19 protein-coding genes are annotated in these 20,132 nt (G+C 63.8%); 12 read left to right on the forward strand and 7 right to left on the reverse strand.

Features of this window, described 5'->3' with window-relative positions:
- Window positions 1-11 precede the first annotated feature (11 nt).
- From NKI21_RS14695 to NKI21_RS14710, 4 genes are all read right to left on the reverse strand, one after another.
- The gene (locus NKI21_RS14695; protein ID WP_023809054.1) at window positions 12-1,115 is read right to left on the reverse strand and encodes an alcohol dehydrogenase family protein; all 1,104 of its coding nucleotides are present in this window, start codon (window positions 1,113-1,115) and stop codon (window positions 12-14) included.
- A gap of 8 nt (window positions 1,116-1,123) precedes the next feature.
- Window positions 1,124-2,503, reverse strand: a complete 1,380-nt coding sequence (locus NKI21_RS14700) for an aspartate aminotransferase family protein (RefSeq protein WP_352866085.1) — start codon at window positions 2,501-2,503, stop codon at window positions 1,124-1,126.
- A 38-nt stretch (window positions 2,504-2,541) separates the two neighbouring features.
- Complete coding sequence (locus NKI21_RS14705) at window positions 2,542-4,035, reverse strand: NAD-dependent succinate-semialdehyde dehydrogenase (RefSeq protein ID WP_352795660.1); 1,494 nt, start codon at window positions 4,033-4,035, stop codon at window positions 2,542-2,544.
- Window positions 4,036-4,164: 129 nt separating this feature from the next.
- Complete coding sequence (locus tag NKI21_RS14710) at window positions 4,165-4,656, reverse strand: Lrp/AsnC family transcriptional regulator (protein WP_023809051.1); 492 nt, start codon at window positions 4,654-4,656, stop codon at window positions 4,165-4,167.
- A gap of 81 nt (window positions 4,657-4,737) precedes the next feature.
- On the opposite strand from NKI21_RS14710, the gene ehuR reads away from it, so the two are divergent.
- The 11 genes from ehuR to NKI21_RS14765 all read left to right on the forward strand — a co-directional run bounded on the left by ehuR (window position 4,738) and on the right by NKI21_RS14765 (window position 15,742).
- Window positions 4,738-6,123, forward strand: coding sequence for a MocR-like ectoine utilization transcription factor EhuR (ehuR, locus tag NKI21_RS14715; protein ID WP_023809050.1), 1,386 nt, complete (start codon window positions 4,738-4,740; stop codon window positions 6,121-6,123).
- A 125-nt stretch (window positions 6,124-6,248) separates the two neighbouring features.
- Entirely contained in the window at window positions 6,249-7,034 is a 786-nt protein-coding gene (gene ehuA, locus NKI21_RS14720) for an ectoine/hydroxyectoine ABC transporter ATP-binding protein EhuA (protein ID WP_023809049.1), read from the forward strand.
- Between the two features lie 87 nt (window positions 7,035-7,121).
- The gene (gene ehuB, locus NKI21_RS14725) at window positions 7,122-7,973 is read left to right on the forward strand and encodes an ectoine/hydroxyectoine ABC transporter substrate-binding protein EhuB (protein ID WP_023809048.1); all 852 of its coding nucleotides are present in this window, start codon (window positions 7,122-7,124) and stop codon (window positions 7,971-7,973) included.
- 172 nt (window positions 7,974-8,145) lie between these two features.
- Window positions 8,146-8,805: an ectoine/hydroxyectoine ABC transporter permease subunit EhuC gene (gene ehuC, locus NKI21_RS14730; RefSeq protein ID WP_023809047.1), complete on the forward strand. Its 660-nt coding sequence runs from the start codon at window positions 8,146-8,148 to the stop codon at window positions 8,803-8,805.
- Between the two features lie 34 nt (window positions 8,806-8,839).
- Window positions 8,840-9,499 carry an ectoine/hydroxyectoine ABC transporter permease subunit EhuD gene (gene ehuD, locus NKI21_RS14735; protein WP_352440712.1) on the forward strand — a complete coding sequence of 220 codons (660 nt, stop codon included), beginning with the start codon at window positions 8,840-8,842 and terminating at the stop codon, window positions 9,497-9,499.
- A gap of 3 nt (window positions 9,500-9,502) precedes the next feature.
- The gene (eutA, locus tag NKI21_RS14740; protein ID WP_352440711.1) at window positions 9,503-10,279 is read left to right on the forward strand and encodes an ectoine utilization protein EutA; all 777 of its coding nucleotides are present in this window, start codon (window positions 9,503-9,505) and stop codon (window positions 10,277-10,279) included.
- 186 nt (window positions 10,280-10,465) lie between these two features.
- The gene (eutB, locus tag NKI21_RS14745; RefSeq protein WP_352440710.1) at window positions 10,466-11,458 is read left to right on the forward strand and encodes a hydroxyectoine utilization dehydratase EutB; all 993 of its coding nucleotides are present in this window, start codon (window positions 10,466-10,468) and stop codon (window positions 11,456-11,458) included.
- A gap of 232 nt (window positions 11,459-11,690) precedes the next feature.
- Entirely contained in the window at window positions 11,691-12,683 is a 993-nt protein-coding gene (gene eutC / locus NKI21_RS14750; RefSeq protein WP_352440709.1) for an ectoine utilization protein EutC, read from the forward strand.
- 151 nt (window positions 12,684-12,834) lie between these two features.
- Window positions 12,835-14,013 carry an ectoine hydrolase DoeA gene (gene doeA / locus NKI21_RS14755; protein WP_023809042.1) on the forward strand — a complete coding sequence of 393 codons (1,179 nt, stop codon included), beginning with the start codon at window positions 12,835-12,837 and terminating at the stop codon, window positions 14,011-14,013.
- Window positions 14,014-14,018: 5 nt separating this feature from the next.
- Window positions 14,019-15,017, forward strand: coding sequence for a N(2)-acetyl-L-2,4-diaminobutanoate deacetylase DoeB (gene doeB / locus NKI21_RS14760; protein ID WP_023809041.1), 999 nt, complete (start codon window positions 14,019-14,021; stop codon window positions 15,015-15,017).
- A 404-nt stretch (window positions 15,018-15,421) separates the two neighbouring features.
- Complete coding sequence (locus NKI21_RS14765) at window positions 15,422-15,742, forward strand: hypothetical protein (protein ID WP_245273059.1); 321 nt, start codon at window positions 15,422-15,424, stop codon at window positions 15,740-15,742.
- Between the two features lie 53 nt (window positions 15,743-15,795).
- Here the strand turns inward: NKI21_RS14765 and NKI21_RS14770 are convergent, their stop codons facing one another.
- From NKI21_RS14770 to NKI21_RS14780, 3 genes are all read right to left on the reverse strand, one after another.
- Window positions 15,796-16,914, reverse strand: coding sequence for a DmpA family aminopeptidase (locus NKI21_RS14770; protein ID WP_352440708.1), 1,119 nt, complete (start codon window positions 16,912-16,914; stop codon window positions 15,796-15,798).
- 4 nt (window positions 16,915-16,918) lie between these two features.
- Entirely contained in the window at window positions 16,919-18,550 is a 1,632-nt protein-coding gene (gene xseA, locus NKI21_RS14775) for an exodeoxyribonuclease VII large subunit (RefSeq protein ID WP_352440707.1), read from the reverse strand.
- A gap of 83 nt (window positions 18,551-18,633) precedes the next feature.
- On the reverse strand, window positions 18,634-19,590 hold the full coding sequence (locus NKI21_RS14780) for a LysR substrate-binding domain-containing protein (protein ID WP_027035580.1): 957 nt from the start codon (window positions 19,588-19,590) through the stop codon (window positions 18,634-18,636).
- Between the two features lie 178 nt (window positions 19,591-19,768).
- Between NKI21_RS14780 and NKI21_RS14785 the strand changes: the two genes are divergently transcribed.
- Complete coding sequence (locus tag NKI21_RS14785; RefSeq protein WP_127254768.1) at window positions 19,769-20,059, forward strand: DUF1127 domain-containing protein; 291 nt, start codon at window positions 19,769-19,771, stop codon at window positions 20,057-20,059.
- Window positions 20,060-20,132: the final 73 nt, after the last annotated feature.

Consider the following 20,132-nt stretch of genomic DNA (forward strand, 5'->3'; position numbering starts at 1 on the left):
ACATCGGTCGTTCAGATAGCCGAACCCCACATGGCATCCGGCACCACCACCAGCTTGCCGACGAAATCCTTGGCGATGAAATCCGCTTGCGCATGGTGGAAATCGGAGAGCTTGTAGACGCCGCCGACCAGCGGCCGGATCTTTTTCGCCTCGATGTGCCCGACGATGCGGCGGAAATCCGCGCGCGTGCCCTGGCTTGAGCCATGCAGCTGCAATTGCTTCAGGTACATGGTCCTGAGATCGAGCTGCACGACCGGGCCGGCGATTGCGCCAGCCGTGGTGTAGCGGCCCTCGGGCCTGAGAATACGCAGGAGGTCATTGAAGATGGCACCGCCAACGAGGTCGGCGACAACGTCGATCGGCTGGCCTCCGGTCGCCTCGTTCACGGCATGCGGCAGGTCGGCAACGCCACGGGTGATGACAGCCTCTGCGCCGATGTCGCGCACCGCCTGCTCCTTGCCCTTGCCGACGACGGCATAGGGGATGGCGCCGCGCGCCCGTGCCAATTGCACGATGCCGGAGCCGACGCCGCCCGAGGCGCCGGTGACCAGCACGCGCTCGCCGGCCTTGAGCGCGGCGCGCTCCAGCATCTGTTCACCGGTCAGGTAGGCGCAGCAGAAGGTGGCGAGTTCGATATCGCTCATGTCGGTGTCGATGACATGAGCGTTCTCGGCCGGCACCGCCTGGTATTCGGCGTAACCACCGTCGCGGCCGTGGCCCATATAGTCGATGTCGGCGAGCGAATCGTCGTCGCGATTGTAGATCGAGAAATCGACCATCACCCGTTCGCCGATACGGTCCGGCGACACTCCTTCGCCGACAGCGGCGACGATACCGACGGTGTCCGTGCCCTGGATGCGCGGGAAAACAAGCGTGTTGCCCTGGCGGCGCCATGTCGACACGGCGGCAGCGTCCTCCTCCGTGCCATAGGCGCCCTGGCGCACCCAGACATCGGTGTTGTTCATCCCGCAAGCGCTGACCTTGACCAGCACTTCACCGGGAGCGGGCGAGGGCACTTTCACGTCGCTGCGGTAGACGAGTTTTTCCGGTCCGCCGTGCCCGGTCAGCAGCACGGCGGCCATGGTGGCGGGGAGGGTCCTGGTCATGGCATTCATAGTCACTCTCAGAGATCGGCAAACACGTTTTTCACCGCATCGGCTGTCTTCGACACGACGATGTCGGCTTCCTCGCGGGTCAGGCAGAGCGGCGGCGCAAAGCCCAGAATGTCGCCCTGCGGCATGGCGCGGCCGATGACGCCGCTTGCGGCAAGCGCCGTCGCCACCTGCGGCCCGATCTTGAGCGAAGCGTCGAAGAACACCCGGTCGTCCTTGTCGGAGACGAACTCCACCGCCGCCAGCATGCCGTCGCCGCGGACGTCGCCGACATTCCTGTGGCCGCCGACCGCCTTGGCCAGTTCGGGGCGGAAATAGGCGCCTGTCTCGCCGGCATTGGTCACAAGATCCATCTCGTCGATCAGTTCGAGATTGGCGACGCCGGCGGCAACGCAGATCGGATGCGCGGAATAGGTCCAGCCATGGCCGAGCGAACCGAGTTTGTCGGAGCCTTCAACCAGCACCTGCCACATCTTGTCCGCGACGATGACGCCCGACAGCGGCGCATAGGCCGAGGTCAGGCCCTTGGCGATGGTGATCAGGTCCGGCTTGATGCCGTAGTGGTCGGAGCCGAACATGGTGCCCAGCCGGCCGAAGCCCGTCACCACTTCGTCGGCGACCAGCAGCACATCGTACTTCTTAAGCACCGCCTGGATCTTTTCCCAATAGAAGGCCGGCGGCGGCACGATGCCGCCGGTGCCCAGGATCGGCTCGCCGATGAAGGCAGCGACCGTTTCCGGGCCCTCAGCCAGGATCATCTCCTCGAGCTTGTCGGCGCAATGCTGCGAAAATTGCTCCTCGCTCATCGAGCGGTCGGCGCGGCGGAAATAATAAGGCGCCTCGGTGTGCAGGATCGGCGCGCGCGGCAGGTCGAAGGCGTTGTGGAACAGGTCGAGCCCGGTCAGCGATCCCGTCATCACGCCCGAGCCGTGATAGCCGCGCCAGCGCGAGATGATCTTCTTCTTCTCCGGCCGGCCGAGCACGTTGTTGTAGTACCAGATCAGTTTGATGTTGGTTTCGTTGGCATCCGAGCCTGAGAGGCCGAAATAGACCCTCGACATGCCTTGCGGCGCGCGGTCGATGATCATCTTGGCGAGCGTGATCGAGGCTTCGGTGCCGTGGCCGACATAGGCGTGGTAGTAGGCGAGGTTCTTCGCCTGGGCGGCGATGGCGTCGGCGATCTTCTGGCGGCCGTAGCCGACATTGACGCAATAGAGGCCGGCGAAGGCATCGAGGCTCTTCCTGCCATTGTTGTCCCAGACGGTGACGCCTTCGCCGCCGGCCATGATGCGCGTCGGGCTTTCGCCCCGCGCATGCGTGCCCATATGCGTCGAGGGATGGAAGAAGTGGTCGCGATCCCAGGCGGCGAGTTCGTTGGACTGGTCGAGCATTCTTTTAACTCCTGACAAAAGGGTGATTCCGGTGCAGCTTAAGCTACATCGAGGCAGAGATATTTGAGATCGGTGAAAGCCTCGAGTCCGTGGCGCGAGCCTTCGCGCCCGATGCCCGATTGCTTGACGCCGCCGAACGGGATCGGCGCGCCGGTGATCTTGACGCGGTTGATGGCGACCATGCCGTAGTCGAGCGCGCGGCCCATGCGCTGCTGCCGGCCACCATTCTCCGTTACGACATAGGCGACGAGGCCATACTCGGTGGCGTTGGCGCGGGCAATCACTTCATCCTCGCTGTCGAACGGCGTCACGGCGGCAACCGGGCCAAACGTCTCCTCGCGCATGATCAGCGCCTCGTCGGAAACATCGGCCAGCAGTGTCGGCTGGTAGAACAGGGGGCCAGCCTGATGTCGCTTGCCGCCGGTGAGGCAGCGCGCGCCATGGGTCAGCGCGTCTGCGACCTGCTCTTCCACCTTCTTGATGGCGCGCTTATGCATCAGCGGCCCGATGTCAATGTCATCTGCAAGGCCATTGCCGGTCCGCAGCGTCTCGATGCGCTTGGCGAAGGCGGCGCAGAACCGATCGTAGATCGGACGCTGGACGTAAATGCGGTTGGCGGCGAGGCAGTCCTGGCCCGACGTGGCGAATTTGGCGTCGATGGCGATATCAACCGCTTTGTCCAGATCGGCATCGGCAAAGACGATCAGCGGGGCATGGCCGCCAAGCTCCATCACCAGCCGCTTCATGGTCGCAGCACTCTGCGCGGCGATCAGCCGGCCGATCTCGGTCGAGCCGGTAAAGCTCATGGCGCGAACGCGCGGGTCTTCGCACATCCGCCCGACGATGGTCGAAGCCTTGCCGGTGACGATGTTGAAGGCGCCTGCGGGCAGGCCGGCGCGCTCACCGAGTTCGGCCAGCGCCAGCGCCGACAGCGGTGTTTCCGAGGACGGATGCGCAACGATGGTGCAGCCGGCGGCAAGGGCTGCCGCAGCCTTGCGGGTCAGCATCGCCGACGGAAAGTTCCACGGCGTGACGATGCCGACGACACCGAGCGGCTCGCGCCGCACGATCATTTCGGCGTTCGGCAGATGGCTGGTGACGCTCTCGGCGTTCAGGCGTTTTGCTTCCTCGGCATACCACTCGATGAAAGAGGCGGCGTAGTCGATCTCGCCCAGCGATTCCTGCAGCGGCTTGCCCTGTTCCAGCGTCATCAGCAGAGCCAGATCATCCTTGGCGCCGATGATCAACTCGAACCATTTGCGCAGGATTTTGGAGCGCTCCTGCGGCAACAGCGACCGCCATGCCGGAAAGGAGCGTGCGGCGGCATCGATCGCCTTTGTCGTCTGCCGTGCATCTAGCGCGGCGACGAAAGCGACAGTCGTGCCGGTGGCCGGATCGGTGACCTCGAAGCTTTCAGCGGCTTCGCTTGCCGTCCAGTGGCCATCGACATAGGCGAGTTCACGCAGCAGCCGGCGGTCGGTCAGGCGGTCGAGCGCTTCATGGCGATGCGAGCGGGCGAAATGCGCGGACATGGTCGAGACCTCCCGGTTCGGACTGATGCGGGAAGACTATCCGCCCGATGCAGATAGAGAGGCTGTTTGGATGCCTCGAAGGAGAGAGACTCTCTCTTTTGTCCCGCCCCGACAGATGATCTCTCCGCCTTAAGCCGACGCCGGCAGCAGGTCGGCTATGGGCAGCGCGATCTCGTCCTTCACCGTCTTGGTGACGATGTAGGTGAAGTAGCGGTCGATGCCGATTTCCCGTTCGAGCAAGCCATCGACCAGCCGCTGATAGGCGTCGATGTCGCGCGCCATCACCTTCACCACATAGTCGACGCCGCCGCCGACAGACCAGCAGGCGACGATCTCGGGAACATCGCGGATGACGCGCTCGAAGCGGTCGAAATCGGCCTGGCGGTGGTTTGCCAGCGTCACCTCCATCAGGACGGTGGCAACGGGTGCGACGACGCGCATGGCGATCCTGGCGTGATAGCCCGAGACGATGCCGGCCTTCTCCAGCTTGCGCAGCCGCATCCAGCACGGCGTCGGCGACAGGCCGACCTGCTCGGCCAGCGCCAACTTGGTGATGCGTCCGTCGCGCTGGATGGCGTCGAGGATTTTCAGGTCGATCGGGTCGAGTTTCGCGGATGTCATCAGAGCTCACTTTTCGTCCGAGTACCATGACGGCGCATTATTTCGATTGTCAATTGCACTGATTTCGATCTCTAATAAGTCATGACATTGTGGCAACCCGATCCCGCGCTCATCCGGCGCCCGGCCTATCAATCGCTGGCCGACCAGTTCGCGCGCGCCATCCATGACGGGCGCCTCGCCAATGGCGCGCGGCTGCCGACCCATCGACGTCTGGCCGACGACCTCAAGCTTTCTGTGCAGACGGTGAGCCGCGCCTATGAGGAATTGATCCGCCGCGGGCTGATTTCGGGCGAGATCGGCCGCGGCAGCTTCGTCCAGACGCAGCGCCGCGAGCCGGAACCGCCCTATCTGCCGGAGCGGCTCGGCGAAGTCATCGATCTGTCGATCCTGAAGCCGGTCTGCGAGCCGATGCATCTGGAGCGGCTGAAGCAGGCGCTGGGCTGGCTGGCCGAGAACCTGCCGTCGAGTTCGGCACTGTCGTTTCGGCCCAACATGGTGTTTCCGCGCCACCGCGCGGTGGCGGTCGAATGGCTGAAACTGTGCGGTCTCGACACCTCCGCGCAGAACATCAGCCTGACCAACGGCGCCACCGCCGGCATGACGGTAGCGCTGATGAGTGTCGCCCCGCCGGGCTCGACGGTCGCCACCGAGGCGATCGGCCACCATACGCTGGTGCCGTTGGCACGCTATCTCGGCTTCAACCTGGAAGGCCTGCCGATCGACGACAACGGCCTGATCCCGGAAGCGCTGGACGAAGCCTGCCGGCTTTCCGACATCCGCGCGGTCTTCGTGCAGCCCTCGGTGATCAACCCGACGGCGACGTTGATGGATGCGGCGCGGCGCGAGCAGATCGCGGCGGTTGCGCGCAAGCACGACATCGCTATCATCGAGAACGATGTGCTCGGTCCGCTGGTCGAAGACCGGCCGCCGCCGGTTGCCGCGTTCGCGCCGGAGCGCACGCTCTACGTCACCTCCTTCACCAAGATCACCGTGCCCGGGCTGCGCATCGGCTATCTCGTCGCACCCGACCGCTATGTCGCCGCCGTCGCCAACCGGCATCTGGTTTCGAACTGGATGGCGACGCCGCTGGTGGCCGAGATCGCCACAAAATGGGTGACCGACGGGACGGCGATGGAGCTTGTCCACTGGCAGCGCGCGGCTTTGCGGCGCCGGCAGGATATTGCAGCGCAAGTGCTGGCGGGGGTCGGCTATCGCGCCCGGCGAGACGGGCTGCATGTCTGGCTGCAACTGCCGGCCGACCGCGCCGAGGAAAGCTTTGTCGCCCAGGCCCGCCTGCAGGGTGTGGCGATTGCACCCGGCACGTCCTTCCGTATTTCGGCTGCGCCGTGGCATCCGGCGGTGCGTATCTCGCTGGGTTCGACCACCGAGGGGGAACTGCGCGCCGGCCTCGGCGTTGTCACCAAGCTGCTGCTTGGCGATCCGGAACACCTGCTGCTCGCTATCTAGGCTGGGGTTGCTCGGAAATTGTGCGGAATCAGAAATAATTGTCATGATATTATTTTCTCAATTGACATGATTTGGCGCGTTCCGCATCGTTAAGAGCATAGACCTCTCCAGGACGGGGAACTGCAGTGCCCACGCCCATCATCAAGATCGACGCCATTTCAAAAAGCTTCGGCACTTTCAAAGTGCTGGACGGCCTGTCGATGCAGGTCATGCCTGGCGAAAAGCTGGCACTGATCGGCCCGTCGGGCTCGGGCAAGACGACAATCCTGCGCATCCTGATGACGCTGGAGCGCATCGATGGCGGTCATATCCAGATCGACGGTGAGCAGCTCTATCACATGGAACGCAACGGCCAGTTGCTGCCCGCCGATGAGCGACACCTGACAAGGATGCGCCAGAAGATCGGCATGGTCTTCCAGCTGTTCAACCTGTTTCCGCACAAATGCGTCATGGACAATGTCACGCTGGCGCCGATGCTGACCAAGGGCACGCCGCGTGCGGCCGCCGAAAAGCGGGCGATGGAACTGCTCGAGATGGTCGGCATGGCCGACAAGGCGAAAAGCATGCCGGCACAGCTTTCCGGCGGGCAGAAGCAGCGCGTGGCGATCGCCCGGGCGCTGGCGCTGTCGCCAAAGATCATGCTGTTCGACGAGGTGACGTCGGCGCTCGATCCGGAGCTGGTCGAGGAGGTGATGAACGTCATGCGCAAGCTTGCCGCCGAGACCGACATGACCATGCTGCTGGTCACCCACGAGATGGGCTTTGCCCATGATTTCGCCGACCGGGTGCTGTTCTTCGATCGTGGCAGGATCGTCGAGGAGGGCAAGCCCGACGAGATTTTCCGCAATCCCAAGCAGGAGCGCACGCAAGGCTTCCTGAAGAAGATCATCGCGGCCGGACATCGCGTCTGACCGCAATGCCCAAGGCGACGAAGTCGTCCCGAGGTGGCGAGAGCCGCCTCGTAACAAAGCAAGACAAGAAACAAGGAGTTGGGAACAATGAAAAAACTTGGCATTCTGGCTGGCGTCGCCAGCCTTGCGTTGGCGGCGGTGCTGGCCGCCTCGAACGTGGGTTCGGCCGATGACAGCAAGCTCGAACAGCTCAAGGCGCAAGGTTTCGCCCGCCTCGCCATCGCCAACGAGCCGCCCTATACGGCGGTCGCCGCCGACGGCAAGGTTTCGGGTGCCGCGCCTGATGTGGCCCGCGAGATATTCAAGCGGCTCGGCGTCGCCGACGTCGCCGCTTCGATCTCCGAATATGGCGCCATGATCCCTGGCCTGCAGGCCGGTCGCTTCGATGTCGTCACCGCCGGCCTGTTCATGAAGCCGGAACGCTGCGCCGCCGTCGTCTATTCCGAGCCGGTGCTTTGCGATGCCGAGGCGATGTTGGTGAAGAAGGGCAATCCGAAGGGCTTCAAGAGCTATGAGGATGTCGCCAAGGATACGACTGCGACCATCGGTGCGCCGGGCGGCGGCACTGAGGAGAAGCTCGCCCTCAATGCCGGCGTGCCACGCGATCGCGTCATCGTCGTGCCGGATGGCCAGAGCGGCGTGAAGATGCTTCAGGATGGCCGCATCGACGCTTATTCGCTGCCCGTCCTGTCGATCAATGATCTGGTCAAGAAGGCCAACGATCCGAACCTCGAAGTCATCGCTCCGGTGCAGGGCGCACCGGTCTATTGCGACGGCGCCGCCTTCAAGAAGGGCGACGAGGCACTGCGCGACGCCTTCGACGTAGAACTGGCCAAGATGAAGAAATCAGGCGAGTTCGCCAAGATCATCGAGCCCTACGGCTTCTCGGCGGCGGCCGCGATGTCGACCAGCCGCGACAAGCTCTGCGCGGCGAAGTGAAGTAAGGAAGACCCCTTCATCCGGCCCTTCGGGCCACCTTCTCCCGGCTGGGGAGAAGAGGCTGGCGCCGACGCTGGTGGTCTCCTCTCCCCGCCGGGGAGAGGTCGGCCGAGCGTAGCGGAGGCCGGGTGAGGGGGCTTCGACCAAACGTCCAGGTGGAACAGTACATTAGATGACCCAGTGGTCCGGCTATTTCGGCCTGATATTGCAGGGAGCGCTTGTCACCATCGAGCTGACGCTGATGGGGTCGGTGCTTGCGCTGTTCATGGCCTTTCTTGCCGGAATGGGGCGGCTGTCGCGTTTCTTCGTGCTGCGCGCGCTGGCTACCGCCTACATCGAATTCTTCCGCGGCACCTCGATCTTCGTGCAGTTGTTCTGGGCCTATTTCGTGCTGCCCTTCATCGGCATTTCGCTGACCCCGTTGCAGGCCGGCGTGCTGGCGCTCGGCCTCAATGTCGGCGCCTATGCCGCCGAAGTGGTGCGTGGCGCCATCCAGTCGATCGGCCGCGAACAGTATGAGGCCTGCACAGCGCTCAATCTCGGCCGCTGGCAAGGCATGCGCCACATCATCCTGCCGCAGGCGCTGCTGGTGATGCTGCCGACTTTTGGCAACAATGCCATCGAATTGCTCAAGGCGACCGCCGTGGTGTCGCTGATCTCGCTCACCGACCTGACCTTCCAGGCGCAGGTGGTGCGCGCCCAGACCGGCAACACCCTGGTGCCGTTCACCACCATCCTGATCATCTATTTCGTCCTCGCCCTGCTCATCTCGTGGGGCGTGCGCTCGCTGGAACGACGCATGGCGCGCGGCCTCGATGGGGTGCGTGCCTGATGGCCAATTCCCTTCTGACAAATTGGGCTTGCTGATGGAGTGGGATTGGAACTTCGTCTGGGAAATCATGCCGACGCTGATCCAGGGGGTGAAGATCACCATCCTGGCGACGCTGCTCGGCTCGGTGCTGGCGGCGATCGTCGGGCTTGGCATTGCGCTTGCGCGCCGCTCGCCCAACAAAGCGCTGTCGCGCACGGTCGGCTTCCTCGCAGAGTTCATCCGCGGCACGCCATTGCTGGTGCAGCTCTATTTCATTTTCTACGTGCTGCCCGACATCGGCATCCTGCTGCCGCCGCTGGTCGCCGGTGTCATCGGGCTCGGGCTGCACTACGGCACCTACACGGCGGAAGTTTATCGCGCCGGCATCGACAATGTGCCGCGCGGCCAGTGGGAAGCGGCCAAGGCGTGCAATCTGAGCGCCACGCAGACCTGGACCAACATCATCATTCCGCAGGCTATCCCGCCGATGATACCGGCGCTCGCCAATTACTTCATCGCCATGTTCAAGGAAACGCCGCTGCTGTCGGCAATCACCGTGCTGGAACTGATGAACCAGGCCAAAAGCGTCGCCAACACCTACTATCGCTATATCGAGCCGATCACCCTGGTCGGTGCTTTCTTCCTGGTCATCAGTCTGTTTTCGGTCGTGCTGCTGCGCTGGCTGGAACGCCGCTACGGCAAGATCGAGAGGTAGCCGATGAAACCCTTGCCCGAGATCAAGGTCTACCCGAAACGGTCGGCGCTGGATGCGCGCCCGCTGGAGCGGCGCGTCGGCCTGATTATCCTGGCCACCGACCATACCAGCGAACCGGATTTCCGCCGCATGGTGGCGGGCGAGCGGGTCGGCGTCTATGTCGCGCGCATTCCCTATGCCAACCCGACGACGCCTGAAAACCTGCGCAAGATGCAGCCGGCGCTGACGGCGGGCGCGGCCCTGATCCTGCCGGACGAGAAGCTCGATGCCATCTGCTATTCCTGCACTTCGGCCTCGGTGGTGATCGGCGATGCCGAGATCGAGGCGGCGATCCAGGTCGCAAAGCCCGGCGTGCCGGTGGTCACACCGCCGATGGCGGGCGTGCGCGGGCTGCGTGCTCTGGGCGCAAACAAGATCAGCATTCTCACTCCCTACACGGTCGAGACATCCAGGCCGATGGCCGCCTATTTCGCCGCGCGCGGCTTCGAGATCGTCAGCTTCACCTGCCTCGGCTTCGAGGACGACCGCGAGATGGCACGCATCGCACCGGCAACGCTTGTCGACCTGGCGCGTGAAGCGACCGACGCCAGCGCCGATGCGCTGTTCGTGTCGTGCACGGCGCTGCGTAGCGCCCTCGCGGTCACCGGCATGGAAAATTCTATTGGACGTCCCGTGGTGACCAGCAACCAGGCGACCGCCTGGAACTGCCTGAGATTGTGCGGGGATGAGGCGCCGCATCCTGAGTTCGGGCGGCTGATGACGTTGCCCTTGGTTCAGTAAGATTATGTCCAGTGTGAGCGAGCACCCCCCTCTGGCCTGCCGGCTATCTCCCCCTCAAGGGGGGAGATTGGCAGTTCATGCGTCACCGCTCTTCCTGCAACATCGACAATTGGCGAAGGTGTTGCAGCCGCTAATCTCCCCCCTTGAGGGGGAGATGGCCGGCAGGCCAGAGGGGGGCGTTTCGTGATGCCCGCCGTCATTCTCACCGACATCCGTACCGCCCGTGAGCGTATCGCTGGTAAAGTCGAGCGCACGCCAACCGTCTTGTCCCACAGCCTCTCGGAACAGTTCGGCGTCCCCGTTCACCTCAAGCTCGAGCATCGCCAGACCACCGGCAGCTTCAAGCTGCGTGGCGCCTCGAACGCCGTCGCCTCGTTGAACGCCGAACAGAAGGCGCGGGGCGTGGTCGCGGCCTCGACCGGCAATCACGGCCGCGCGCTGGCGCATGCGACGAAGCTTGAGGGCATGCGCGCCGTAATCTGCATGTCGCGCCTGGTGCCCGGCAACAAGCTCGACGAGATCCGCCGGCTTGGCGCGGAAGTCCGCATCGTCGGCGACAGCCAGGACGATGCCCAGCAGGAGGTCGATCGGCTGGTGGCGCAAGAGGGGCTGGTTATGCTGCCGCCCTTCGACCATCCCGACATTATCGCCGGGCAAGGCACGCTCGGGCTTGAGATGATCGAGCAGGTCCCGGATGCCGCCCTCGTTCTGGCCCAGATCTCCGGCGGTGGGCTCGCATCAGGGGTTGCTACAGCCATCAAAGGCGTCAGCCCCCGGACAAAAGTCGTCGGTGTCTCGATGGCGCGTGGCGCGGCGATGAAGGCCAGCCTCGATGCGGGCCAGCCGGTGCTGGTGGAAGAATTGCCGACGCTGGCGGATTCGCTCGGTGGTGGCATCGGCCTCGACAACCGGCTGACCTTCGCCATGTGCCGCGACCTGCTCGACGATGTCGTCCTGCTCAGCGAAGACGAGATCGCCGCCGGCATCCGCCACGCCTATGCGCAGGAGCGCGAGATCGTCGAGGGCGCCGGCGCGGTCGGCATCGCCGCACTGCTCGCCGGCAAGATTACGGCGAACGGGCCGGTGGTTGTGCTTCTTTCTGGCCGAAACATTGATATGGAGCTGCATCGGAAAATCGTCTGCGGTGACACTTCGATAAATGCGGGTCGCGCCGGATGAAACGTCTTTCACGCCGAGTTTCTTCACACCCCCCTCTGTCCTGCCGGACATCTCCCCCGCAAGGGGGGAGATCGGCAGCTTCGATGCTGCCGCTTTTCTTGCGGCGTCTGAGATTGGCGAAGGCAAAGATGAAGTCCAATCTCCCCCCTTGCGGGGGAGATGTCCGGCAGGACAGAGGGGGGTGTGACAGAACGCTGTCCTTTGCAGAGCTTGCCACTCCGGAGCGCGCCGCATGAGCCGGATGACCATCCTTACCGAGAAAGAGTTGCGGGCGATCGTGACACTCGATCTCGATGCCGTCGCCTGCATTGAAAACGCTTTCCGCGCGCTCGCTACCCTGCCGGTGGCGATGCCGCCGATCCTGCGGCTCGACATTCCCGAGTACCACGGCGAGGTCGACGTGAAGACAGCCTATGTGCCGGGCATTGACGGCTTCGCCATCAAGATCAGCCCCGGCTTCTTCGACAATCCGAAGCTCGGCCTGCCCAGCGTCAACGGCATGATGGTGCTGCTTTCGGCCAAGACCGGCCTAGTCGAGGCGCTGTTGCTCGACAATGGCTATCTCACCGACGTCCGCACGGCTGCCGCCGGCGCCGTCGCCGCCAAACATCTGTCGCGGCAGGACTCGTCCGTTGCCGCGATCTTCGGCGCCGGCGTCCAGGCCGGATTGCAATTGGAATCCCTCATGCTGGTGCGGCCGATTGCCGAGGCGCGCATCTGGGCGCGCGATGCGGCAAAGGCCGAGGCGACCGCCGGAGCCCTGCGCGAAAAGATCGGCATCGTCGTGCGCGCTGAATCCGACGCGGCAAACGCGGTCGCCGGCGCCGACATCATCGTCACCACCACGCCTTCGACCGAGCCGCTGATCAAGGCGGGATTCGTTTCCGCCGGCCAGCACATCACCGCGATGGGTTCCGACGCCGAGCATAAGAACGAGATCGCGCCGGCAATCCTGCGCATGGCCGATCTCTATGTCGCCGACAGTGCCCGCCAGACAAGGCGGTTGGGTGAGCTGCACCATGCCATCGCGGCGGGCGTGATGGCCGCCGAGGAAGAGGTGACCGAACTCGGCCAGATCATCGCCGGCGAAAAACATGGCCGGCGCTCGGCCAGCGACATCACCATCGCCGACCTCACCGGCACTGGCGTCCAGGACACGGCGATCGCCACGCTCGCTCGAGATCGCGCGAGGGTGGCCAACTCCGGAACGATTTTCGAAAGCTGATGCTGGCCAAAGCGTGATCCGGAAAAGTGGGAACAGGTTTTCTCGGACAAACAGTTTCCGTTTTGTCCAGAGATCACTCTCAAACAAGAACGACGAGTTGGATTCAAAGCTGATACCGGCCGCAAGGCCCAACAAACGAGGACCAAGAACAATGCAACCGAACCTGAAGTTCTCGCGCGGCGAATTTGCGGATCGTCTCGCCAAAACGCGCAAAGCCATGGAGGTGAAGGGCGTCGATCTTCTTGTTATCAGCGATCCTTCCAATATGGCCTGGTTGACCGGCTATGATGGCTGGTCGTTCTATGTGCACCAGGCGGTTATCGTGCCGCCTTCGGGCGAGCCGGTCTGGTACGGCCGCGGCCAGGACGCCAACGGCGCCAAGCGCACCGCCTATCTCGCGCACGACAACATCGTCGGCTATGCCGACCACTATGTGCAGTCGACCGAGCGCCACCCGATGGATTTTTTGGCGAGCGTGCTTGCGGATCGCGGCTGGGGCAAGCTGACAGTCGGCGTCGAAATGGACAATTACTGGTTCTCGGCGGCCGCCTTCGCGTCGCTGCAGAAGCATTTGCCCAATGCCCGCTTTGTCGATGCCACCGCGCTGGTCAACTGGCAGCGTGCGGTGAAGAGCCCGACCGAGATCGACTATATGCGCAAGGCGGCCCGCATCGTCGAAGCGATGCACCAGCGCATCTTCGACAAGATCGAGGTCGGCATGCGCAAATGCGATCTCGTTGCCGAAATCTATGATGCCGGCACGCGCGGCGTCGACGGTATCGGCGGTGATTATCCGGCGATCGTGCCGCTGCTGCCGTCGGGTGCCGATGCCTCGGCGCCGCATCTGACCTGGGATGACAGACCGATGAAGCGGGGCGAGGGCACCTTCTTCGAGATTGCCGGCTGCTACAATCGCTATCACTGCCCGCTGTCGCGCACCGTCTTCCTCGGCAAGCCGACGCAGGAATTCCTCGATGCCGAGAAGGCGACGCTGGAAGGCATGGAAGCGGGGCTGGCCGCGGCGAAACCCGGCAACGCCTGCGAGGACATTGCCAACGCCTTCTTCGGTGTCCTCAAGCGATACGGCATCATCAAGGACAACCGCACCGGCTATTCGATCGGACTGTCCTATCCGCCGGACTGGGGCGAGCGCACGATGAGCCTGCGTCCCGGCGACCGCACCGAACTCAAGCCCGGCATGACCTTCCATTTCATGACCGGCCTGTGGCTGGAAACGATGGGACTGGAAATCACCGAGTCCATCCTGATCACCGAAACCGGTGTAGAGTGCCTGGCCAATGTGCCGCGTAAGCTGGCGGTGAAGGATTGAGCCCGATGTCCAGCACCCGCCCGTCGCCGATCGCGCCGACCGTCGATTTCGACCGCGACGGCATCCAGCACGGTTTCCTGCGCTTGCCCTACAGCCGCGACGATTCCGCGTGGGGCTCGGTGATGATCCCGATCTGCGTCATCCGCAACGGCAACGGGCCGGCAGCGCTGCTGACCGGGGGCAACCATGGCGATGAGTATGAGGGACCGCTGGCCCTTTACGATCTCGCCCGCACGCTCGACCCGAAAGATGTCAGCGGCACGGTGATCATCGTGCCGGCAATGAACTATCCGGCCTTCCGTGCCGGCAAGCGCACCTCGCCGATCGACAAGGGCAACATGAACCGCAGCTTTCCCGGCCGGCCGGACGGAACGGTGACCGAAAAGATCGCCGACTATTTCCAGCGTGAGCTGCTCCCCCGCGCCGACATCGTGTTCGACTTCCATTCCGGCGGCAAGACGCTGGACTTCGTGCCGTTCTGCGCCGCGCACACCTTGCCCGACAAGGCGCTGGAACAGAAAGCCTTCGACGCGGTCGCAGCCTTCGCCGCCCCGTTCTCGATGCGCATGATCGAAATCGACGCCATCGGCATGTATGACACGGCAGCCGAGGAGATGGGCAAGGTCTTCGTCAGCACCGAGCTTGGCGGCGGCGGCACGTCGCGCGCGCAAACCGTGCGGATCGCGCGGCACGGCATTCTCAACGTGCTGCGCCACGCCGGCATTGTCGCCGGTGCGGTGGAGAAGACCTCAACCCAGTGGTTGGATATGCCATCGGGCGATTGTTTCTCCTTCGCCGAAGATGACGGCATGATCGAAACCATGGTCGATCTCGGTGAACCCGTCGAAAAGGGCGCGGTGCTGGCGCGCATCCATTCCACCGGCCGCACCGGCATCGCCCCGCAGGAGATCCAGGCAAAAATGTCGGGCATGCTGGCGGCGCGGCATTTCCCCGGGCTGGTCAAGGCCGGCGACTGCGCGGCGGTGGTGGCTGTGCCCGTCTGAGCGATTCCGCCGAGGCTTGCTCCACCCCGTTCGCGTCCATCGTCACTTGCTCTTGGTCCGTTGCGGAGCCTTCGGCGCGGCGGAAAGAAGCAGCATGGCGAGCGGAGTCGACATTGCAGGAGGATGTCACTATATAGCGGCGGCTTCGACCCGCGCGCTCGAGGGCCACACCTCGAAGCAACTGTGAATGTGTAGTATGTTGCGCCATCTATTGTGACGGAAATCGGCTCGGAAACCGGAAAAAAGCAAATAGAAACAGTGGCGCAGCGCTGGGCGTGACCTAGCCAACGGTACCGACTCCTCCAGAATCAGAAAATGCTCTTGACCCCTCGATTTCCTATGGCTCTGTGGACCTTGGACGGCATTGGCTTGCCGGCCGACCGCGACTCGGCTGGAATGGGGACATGCATCCTTTGCGGGATGTCGACGTTTATGATTACCAACCGGCTTTGCCGCCAGGGAACAGCAGTATGAGTGAACACGCCATCGAATTCTTGCGGGGATGGATCGGCGAAAAGGTCCATTGCCAGTCCTCCCAGGCAAGGATCGACAAGCAGGCCGAAACCCTGGCCAAGGAGTGCGCCGCCGAGGCGGCCGAGGTCGGCATCCCGCTGGAGGACATCCAGGAAGAAGTCGGCGATATCCAGGAACTTATCGCATCCCGGCTTGAGGAAGCCGCCGAGGCCGAGGAAAGCCAGCAGCCCCCCGGAAAAGCCGCGGAATGATCGCATAGCGGCGACGTTGTTCCAGCGCGGGCTTCTGGCCCGCGTTTTTGTCTTCAGCCAAACTTCTCCTTCAGCCACGCCTTCGGCAGCGCCGGCACGAAATTTCCGTCGCGTCCGGTCATATCGTCGTTGGCAACCACCGCGTTGAGGATTGCTTCCTCCACGGTCTGGATCACCGCATCGAAAAACGGATCGATATCGGTGTCCGGAATAAAATTGGCGCTGGCGATGCGGCCGGAGGGCGCCAGCGCTGCGCTCGCATTGGCGGTTGAGAAGGCGATAAAAATGTCGCCTGAGCTGTGATAGCCGAAGCCGCCGGTCATGGCGACGCCGAGCGGCACCCGGCGGGCCAGCCGCTTCATCTGATGCGGCAGGAACGGTGCGTCGGTGGCGACGACGGCAATGATCGAGCCCTTTTCAGCACGCGGTGTGCCTTCGCGGACCGCCGGCTCGACGAGTTCCGGCCCGACGCGCAGGCCGCGAATGGTGATATTGCGCCGTTTTCCAAAATTAGACTGCACGAAGGCGCCGACGGTGTAGGCACGGCCGTGCCATTCGACGATGCGCGATGCGGTGCCGGAGCCGGCCTTGAAGCCGAAAGTGATCATGCCGGTACCGCCGCCGACGCTGCCTTCCTCGATCGGTCCGCCGGCGGCGCCGTCGAGGGCCTGCGCAACATGCGCTGACGTCAAATGGTGACCGTTGATGTCGTTGAGGAAGCCGTCATAGGTCTCCGCCGCCACCGGCAGCCCCCAGCCGCTGTCGAGCGCTGCCGGCAGCACGCTTTGCATCCAGCGCAGCGTGCCGTCGCGTGAAACACCGCAGGAATGCGTGTTGGTGATGGTGATCGGGAAGTTGAAAGCCCCGGTTTCCTCGACGATGTGCGAGCCGGTCAGTTCGCCGTTTCCGTTCTGGCTGAAGATGCCGGCGAAGACCGGCGTGGCGAGGTCGGCGAGCGGCCTGGGCAGGATCGCGGTCACGCCGGTGCGCACTGGTCCCCCGCCGACGACAAGCGCGCCATCGCCCGAGATCAGCGTCGCATAGCCGACAGCCACGCCGGGCACGTCGGTGATCGCATTGAACGGTCCGGGCCGCCCGTCGAAGCCGATGCCGAAATTCCGCGCGCGCGGTTTGCCTGAGGGCGTTGTCAGATGATGCGGATTGTCGGTCATGGTGTCAGAACAGGGATCCCTGATTGCCAGGCTCTTTGGCCTTGGCCGCCGGCTTGGCCACGGCTTTCGGTTTTGCCGTGCCGCTGATCGCCACCGCATCGGCGGTGCCGTCGGCGAACTCGAGCGAAAGCGCCATTCCCGACGCCACATCGGCAGCCTGCTTGATCACCGCGCCATCCGCATCCCTCACCAGCGCAAAGCCGCGCGCCAGGACGGCCTTGTGCGACAGTGTTGCCATCAGCCTGTCGGCCTGGACGACGCGGCCGCGCAGGCGCTCCAGCCTGAGCACCACTGCTTGCGTGCCGCGTCTTGTCAAAGCTGTCAGCAAATCCCTCTGCACGCGTTGCCGCCGTGCCGTCGGCTCGATCGTGATGCGGCCTTGCAGCATGGTCAATTGCTGCTTGTGCCGCTGCAGCGATGCCCTGGCACATTTTGGCAATTGATCCGCCGCTCGGTTAAGCTCCGCACGCCGGGCTCTTGCCAACGTTCGCAATGCCCCTTGTGCTCGCAAAAGATTGCGTTCGTTGGTGCGCCGCGCCTCGGCAATGCGCTGCGACAGCATTGCCGGTGTCAGCTTTACGGCAAAAAACCTTGCACGCTTACGTTCGGTGGAGACCAACAGGCCCCGGCCGAGCCTGGATGTCGCCTCATCGAGGCGTCGGCGCGGCAGCGCCAGCAATTGGTCGGGCGAAGGCAGTGCGCGGGCCGCCGCACGAGCAGCCTGCCGTTTGCGCTCGAAATTGCGCAGGACCGCCGCTTTCAGCCGCGCACCGAGGCTGGCAAGCGTTGCTTCAAGGTCCGCCTTCACCGGCACAGCGATTTCGGCCGCACCCGTCGGCGTCGGCGCCCGCACATCGGCAACGAGGTCGATCAGCGTCCAGTCGGTCTCGTGGCCGACAGCCGAGATCACCGGAATGCCGGAAGCGGCAACCGCGCGGGCGAGCGCCTCGTCGTTGAAGCCCCAGAGGTCTTCGAGGCTGCCGCCGCCACGCGCCACGATCAACAGATCGGGACGCTGGATGGCGCCATCCCATGCCAGCGCGTTGAAGCCGTTGACCGCAGCAGTCACTTCCGCGCCTGACATCTCGCCCTGAACACGCACCGGCCAGACCAGGATGTGCAGCGGAAAGCGGTCCTTGATGCGGTGGATGATGTCTCGGATGACGGATCCTGTCGGCGAGGTGACGACGCCGATGATGCGCGGCATGAATGGCAGCAACCGCTTGCGGCCGGCATCGAACAGCCCCTCGGCCTGTAGCCGCCGCTTGCGCTCCTCCAGCAGCGCCATCAGCGCGCCGGCGCCGGCAGGCTCCAGATTGTCGATGACGATCTGGTAGTTGGACTTGCCGGGATAGGTGGTGAGCTTACCGGTGGCGATCACCTCCATGCCCTCTTCGGGACGGAATTTCAGCCGGCTCATCGTGCCTTTCCACACCACGGCGTCGAGCCGGGCGCGGTCGTCCTTCAGCGCGAAATAGGCATGACCTGAGGAATGCGGCCCGCGATAGCCTGATATTTCGCCACGCACCCGCACATTGCCGAAAACGTCCTCGACCGTGCGCTTCAGCGCGCCGGAAATCTCGCTCACCGTATATTCGGCGGCGTTGGTGCGTGATTCGGATGCTGCTTCGCTCATCGGCCGATTGGGGAACGGTTGGGCGCCCGCGTCAAGGCGGTTGCGTCGGGCCAGCCGTTCATAACCCGCATACCTGACCCTGCCTACCAGCCGGGCAGAATCTGGTTCGGCTTGGTTCGCCGCAGCTTGGTGAAGGCGAGTGCTGCGAAATCGAATGTCCCGGGGTCTTCGCCGACCGGGACGGAGATATTGTCCAGGCTTTCCGAAATATGGCGGGCGAGCGCATCGACGATCTCCGGCCGCGACGTCTGGCCGCGCATGATACCGATGCGGCAATCGGGCAGGGCGCCGAAGCCGTCGGCTTCGCTCAGCACCCGCATGCCGGGCCGCAGCGCGCATTCCGGCAGCACCGAGATCGCCAGCCCGGAAAGCACCGCGGCGGTGATGACGGTGGCCGAGAAACTGGTGAACAGGATGCGATAGTCGCGGTTCTGCTGGTCGAGCACATCGACGGCGGCGCGCCGCCAGATGCAGTTCGGCCGGCCAAAGGCCATCGGCAGCGTTTCCTGCTCATGCGTCGCATGGTTGGCCGAGGTGACCCACAGCAGCGGTTCGCGCCGCACCACCTCCGACTGGCCGCGTACGTCGTTGTGAGTCACCAGCGCGAGGTCGAGATTGCCGCGCTTGATATGCTCGACCAGCCCCGGCGTCGGCTCGCAGATGACGGTCAGTTCGACGCGCGGATTGGAGCGCGTGAACCGCGCCATGATCTCGGGCAGGAAACGATCGGCATAGTCGTCGGGCGTGCCGATGCGGATCGTGCCTTCGAGCCGCCGGTCATCGAAGGCAGCCAGCGTCTCACGGTTGAGATAGAGCAGCCGCCGCGCATAGGAGAGCAGCTTGTCGCCTTCCTCGGTCAGCCTGTTGGTGCGCCCGTCCTTTTCGAACAGCGGCTTGCCGAGCCGCTCCTCCAGACGGCGCATCTGCATCGAAACCGCCGACTGGGTCCGGTGCACCTCTTCGGCCGCCCTGGTGAAGCTGCCGGTATCGGCGATCGAGATGAAGGTCTGCAATTGATCGAGATCGAGCGGCGATTTCATCGACATGATCCATCACTAGTGTTGATGGTAAAGATTAGAAACATTCGTTGGATTAATCAATCACTCGATGGCAAATTGGTATTGTCCACATGAAGGCATGTGAATCGAAGCCGGAACGGCCGCTGTCGCCAGCGCCGATTGCAAGGCTTTGCCCGTTCGAGTCTGAAGGAGACCGACAATGACCACGTTCGATTTCGCCACCGAGACCTCGCGCATCACCTCGCGTCCGGCCGTTGCGACTCGCGTGGCCAACACCGTCTCCAACATCTATCGCGCCTGGAAAAACCGCCGCGCCTTTTATCGCCTTGGCGAGATGTCGGACGCCGAACTCGCCGATATCGGCCTGACGCGCGCCGACCTGCACGTCGCCATCGACGTGCCGTTTGGCCGCGACCCGACGGCGATGCTGCGCGAAATCGCCAGCGATCGCGTCGAAACGATCGAGGACATCGCCCGCAAGGTGGCCTGATCTGTTGCTTGTTGTTTAGGTCGTGAACCTTTTCGGGGTTCGACGCGACTGACGAGTATGCAGGCTCCCACTC

This window comes from Mesorhizobium sp. M0715, from assembly GCF_040320355.1.
Lineage (GTDB): Bacteria > Pseudomonadota > Alphaproteobacteria > Rhizobiales > Rhizobiaceae > Mesorhizobium.